Raw genomic sequence first — 4,815 nt, forward strand, 5'->3', positions numbered from 1 at the left:
CAAATATTGCTGTCGCCCAAGAAGGCGAATGGCAACAAATCTTTAACGGCAAAGATTTAGAGGGATGGACCATTAAATTTTCCGGCCAAGAAATTGACGTTAATTTCCGCAACACTTTTCGCGTTGAAGATGGCATGATGCGTGTCGTTTATGATAATTATAAAACCTTTGATGATGCCTACGCTCATATTTATTATAAGGAAAAATTATCCCATTACCGTTTGAAAATGGAATATCGATTTACGGGTACGCAAACACCAGAATCCGAAGTTTGGAATAACCGAAATAGCGGCGTTATGTTTCATAGCCAATCACCACAAAGTATGTATTTTGATCAGGATTTCCCAGCATCCGTTGAAGCACAGTTTCTTGGTGGGTTAAGTGATGGTAATGAACGCCAAACCGCAAACATCTGCACACCCGGCACTGACTTTCATATTGATGGCAAGCTTTACAGTGAACACTGTTATCGATCAACATCTAAAACCTATCACGGTGATCAGTGGGTCGAAGTCGAAATCGAAGTGCGCGGCGATGAAGTCATAAAACATTTTGTGAATGGTGAACTGGTATTTGAATATGAAAAAACACGCATCATTCCAAACGAAGAAGACAGCGCACATTTCATAACAGAACCGCTCCCGCTTAAAGAGGGGTATATCGCCCTTCAAGCAGAAAGCCATCCTATCGATTTTCGAAATATCATGTTGATGAAGCTAAAGTAATCTTCACAAATATAGCAAAAAACTGACATGAGACTGTAACAAACGCCACGTATTAAATCCCCATGTTTACTGGATGACAGGAGCTAAACATGGAAATACTTAAGTTTAACAGTCTTGAAGTTCGCTTAGCAGAAAATGATACCGAAATTGAAGCCGCACAGGCGCTACGCTACCATATATTCTATGAAGAAATGGGGGCCAAACCATCCACAAAGTGTAAAGCCTTAAAACGTGATATAGATACGTATGATGCAGTCTGCGATCATCTTTTGGTTATCGATACTGAAAAAGGCACCCAAGAAAACCCATGTGTTGTTGGCACCTATCGATTACTGCGTGGAAATATTGCAGCCGTGACCACCGGATTTTATTCCGAACAAGAATTTGATTTATCGAATATTGCTTATGCGCCTGAAGAAATCCTTGAGCTTGGCAGATCTTGTATTGATGGAAATTATCGCCGAAAAGGCGCGATGCAATTACTGTGGCGGGGTATTAGCGAATATATTGAAACATACGGCATTAAAATCATGCTAGGCTGCGGCAGTATCCATGGAACAGATATCGCGCAATCCGAAAAAGTTTTATCATATCTGCATCACTATCATCTTGCGCCTAAATCTATTCAGCCAAAAGCACATGAAGATCGGTTCCAACAGATGGATATTTTGAATAAAAATGCCATTTGTCCTGACACAATTCAATCGGAACTTCCGCCCCTTTTAAAAGGATATCTAAGAGTAGGTGGCTACGTCGGATTAGGCGCAGTCATTGATCAACAATTCAACACGATTGATGTTTGCATTGTTGTTGAAACTGAAAATATCACAGGAAAATATAAATCGCACTTTACCCGTGATCGAAAATCAACAAGCAAACCAACCAACCTTATAGCAGCAGAATAAAATGTTTATCGCCAACATTAGAGCCGTAAGTAAATTAACATCAATTTTCATTGTGTTACTATTATTACTTCCCCCTTATATCATCACATTTCCGTTTGGGAATTCGTTCAGACGTGCATTTTCATATCCTTTCTTCAAAGTCTGTCTAATATGCAGCGGAATAACGGTAACCATTAAAGGTAAAAAACCTGGAAAAGATGCAAACTTTTACATTTCAAACCATGTATCCTATTTAGACATCCCACTTCTTGCTACGGTAGCAGACGGCATATTTGTTGCAAAAGCCGATGTTTCTAAATGGCCCGTCATTGGCACGCTCGCCAAGTTAAGCCGCACTCTTTTTGTTAGCCGCAAGGCAGTTAATACCCTTAAAGAAAGAAACGAAATCGCCAAACGTTTAAAAAGCGGTGAGAAAATTTTTCTATTTCCAGAAGGAAGCAGCAGTAACGGTCAAGAATTACTCAACTTCAAACCCGGTTTGCTTTCATCTGCTCTGCCGCCATATACAAAAAGTCAAATGGTCATCCAGCCGCTTTCAATAATTTATGGACCTAACAACGACCAATCGGTAAGAGATAAATATGCATGGTATGGTGATATGGACCTAGCGCCACATGTTTGGAATTTATTAAAAAGCAATATCAAACAAGAAGTCATCATTAAGTTTCATCCACAAACATGGCCCTCTTCATTTCAAGATCGTAAGACACTTGCACAATGGGCACACCGCCAGATCAAGTCGGGGCTAGACGCTGAATTTAACAATTGCCCTAAAGCCGCTTAAAGAAAATAATCATCATTTGCTATCAATTTAAAAAATAATAAAATAATATTGCTTTAAATAATTAAACGCAGGTTAAATTTGAGCAATATTGAAAAAACAGTCATGGGCGTTGATCTTGGTACCCAAAGTATCAAGGTCATAATCTATGATTTTGAAAATAAGAAAATCATCTCCACTAAATCTCAAAGTTATGAATTGATCTCCAAAGAAGATGGTTCAATGGAGCAACAAGCAAGTTGGTGGATTGACGGTTTTGAAAAATGTCTTGAAAATATTGATGATAAATTAAAAAAAACGGTCATTGCCATTGGCGTATCTGGTCAGCAACATGGTTTTGTCCCTATTGATAAGAACGGTGCCGTGCTAGCTCCCGTAAAATTATGGTGCGATACAGCAACCGAACTTGAATGCCATGAAATTATGGACCATGTTAGTGGCGTGGAAAAAACCATAAAAATTGCCGGAAATTCAATTGCTGTCGGATATACAGCATCAAAAATTCGTTGGTTAATGAAAAACAATAAAAGTGCTTATGATCAGATGGCGACAATCTTATTGCCGCATGATTATTTAAATTTCTATCTTAGCGGAAAAAGAACCATGGAATATGGCGATGCTTCAGGGACCGGGCTTCTCGATATTTACAAAAGAAAATGGTCTGATGAATTAATTGCCGCACTTGATCAGGATCGCGATTTAAAACCATGTTTACCAGAACTTATCAATGCCGATAATATTAATGGCATCATTAGCCCGGAAATTGCTGATGCTTATGGGTTAAACCGAAATGTTATCATTTCATCAGGTGGCGGCGATAACATGATGGCCGCAATTGGTACCGGAAATGTCAAAACGGGCATGCTAACCGCAAGCCTCGGCACATCAGGCACACTATTCGCCTATCATAATAAACCTGCAATTGATCCAGATGGTGACCTTGCCGCATTCTGTTCCTCCACGGGTGGATGGCTGCCCCTTCTTTGCACTATGAATTGCACTGTGGCAACAGAACAAATGCGTGATTTACTCGAAGTGGATCTTGAACAATTTGAAAAACTTGCGTCCTTTATAAAACCCGGTTCGGGCGGTGTCATCACAGTTCCATTTTTTAACGGTGAACGCACGCCAGCCCTTCCAAAAGCCAAAGCGTCCATCTTTGGGTTGGACAGCAATAATACGACCAATGCGCACTTCATACGTTCTGCAATGGAAGCCGCCATATTCAATTTAAAAGCGGGCCTTGATGCTTTTAAAAGGTGTGGCATGACTTTTAATGCGGTTACCTTAACCGGCGGAGGCAGTAAAAGTGCTCTATGGCGTCAAATCTGCGCTGATATTTTAAATCTTCCGGTTCGAGTTTTATCCACTGAGGAAAATGCCGCTTTCGGTGCTGCGCTTCAAGCGCTTTGGGCCTATCAAAAATATAATGCCGCACCCATTTCCATAGAAAAAATCGTTGACGATCATTTAAAAGAAAATAAGATCAAAAGCTGTTCCCCAAACAATGAAACCGTAAAAACATATGAAACGGTTTACAAAAATTATCAATCATTCGTTAAACTGATTACAGCACATTACCAATAGAAAGACTTACTCATGACAAATATATTTATTGGCAACAAAGAATATTTCAGCGGCATCCCAAAAATTAAATATGAGGGTGCTGGTTCTGATAATCCATTATCCTTTAAATATTATGATGAGAATAAAATGATCGGCGGCAAGTCGATGAAAAAACACCTTCGTTTTGCCGTTTGTTATTGGCACACATTTTGTGGGACTGGCGCCGACCCATTTGGACCCGGTACCCAAGTTTTTGAATGGGATAAATCCGACGATCCGCTTACAGCGGCACAAAATAAAATGGATGCGGCCTTTGAACTTTTTACAAAGCTAGGAACGCCCTATTACTGTTTTCACGATATTGACATGGCACCAGATTCACCAAATGTTTTAGAGCGTGAAAAAAACCTGCAAAAAATGGTAACCTCTGCGAAAGAACGGCAAAATGAAACGGGCGTTAAGCTTCTTTGGGGAACGGCTAATGTTTTTAGCAACCCTAGGTACATGAATGGCGCCTCAACAAACCCAAATTTCGAAGTCTTAACCCACGCTGCAGCACAAGTTAAGGCGGCCATAGATGCCACGATTGAACTTGGTGGTGAGAATTACGTTTTCTGGGGCGGCCGCGAAGGATATATTTGCCTTCAAAACACTGATACTAAACGCGAACTGGAACATTTAGCACAATTCTTAACCACCGCCCGAGATTATGGTCGCGCAAATGGTTTTAAAGGAACATTTTTAATTGAACCAAAACCCATGGAACCAACAAAGCATCAATATGATTTTGACGCTCAAACCGTCATAGGCTTCTTACGTCATCATGGCCTTGATCAGG

General features: G+C 40.2%; 4 protein-coding genes and 1 pseudogene. All 5 read left to right on the forward strand.

The features are described 5' to 3' along the window. Positions 1-725: 3-keto-disaccharide hydrolase (locus tag ACTF6W_RS05520; RefSeq protein WP_438993549.1), on the forward strand; the 725-nt coding region annotated here is incomplete at its 5' end. Positions 726-814: 89 nt separating this feature from the next. Beyond that, the gene (locus ACTF6W_RS05525) at positions 815-1,630 is read left to right on the forward strand and encodes a GNAT family N-acetyltransferase (RefSeq protein ID WP_438993550.1); all 816 of its coding nucleotides are present in this window, start codon (positions 815-817) and stop codon (positions 1,628-1,630) included. A 1-nt stretch (position 1,631) separates the two neighbouring features. Further along, a complete protein-coding gene (locus ACTF6W_RS05530) occupies positions 1,632-2,414 on the forward strand; it encodes a lysophospholipid acyltransferase family protein (protein WP_438993551.1) in 783 nt (260 codons plus the stop codon). 102 nt (positions 2,415-2,516) lie between these two features. Beyond that, positions 2,517-3,998, forward strand: a complete 1,482-nt coding sequence (gene xylB, locus ACTF6W_RS05535) for a xylulokinase (protein WP_438993552.1) — start codon at positions 2,517-2,519, stop codon at positions 3,996-3,998. Positions 3,999-4,010: 12 nt separating this feature from the next. Continuing rightward, a pseudogene (locus ACTF6W_RS05540) lies at positions 4,011-4,815 on the forward strand (xylose isomerase); the annotation flags it as partial.

Source organism: Pseudemcibacter sp., from assembly GCF_965661635.1.
GTDB lineage: Bacteria > Pseudomonadota > Alphaproteobacteria > Sphingomonadales > Emcibacteraceae > Pseudemcibacter.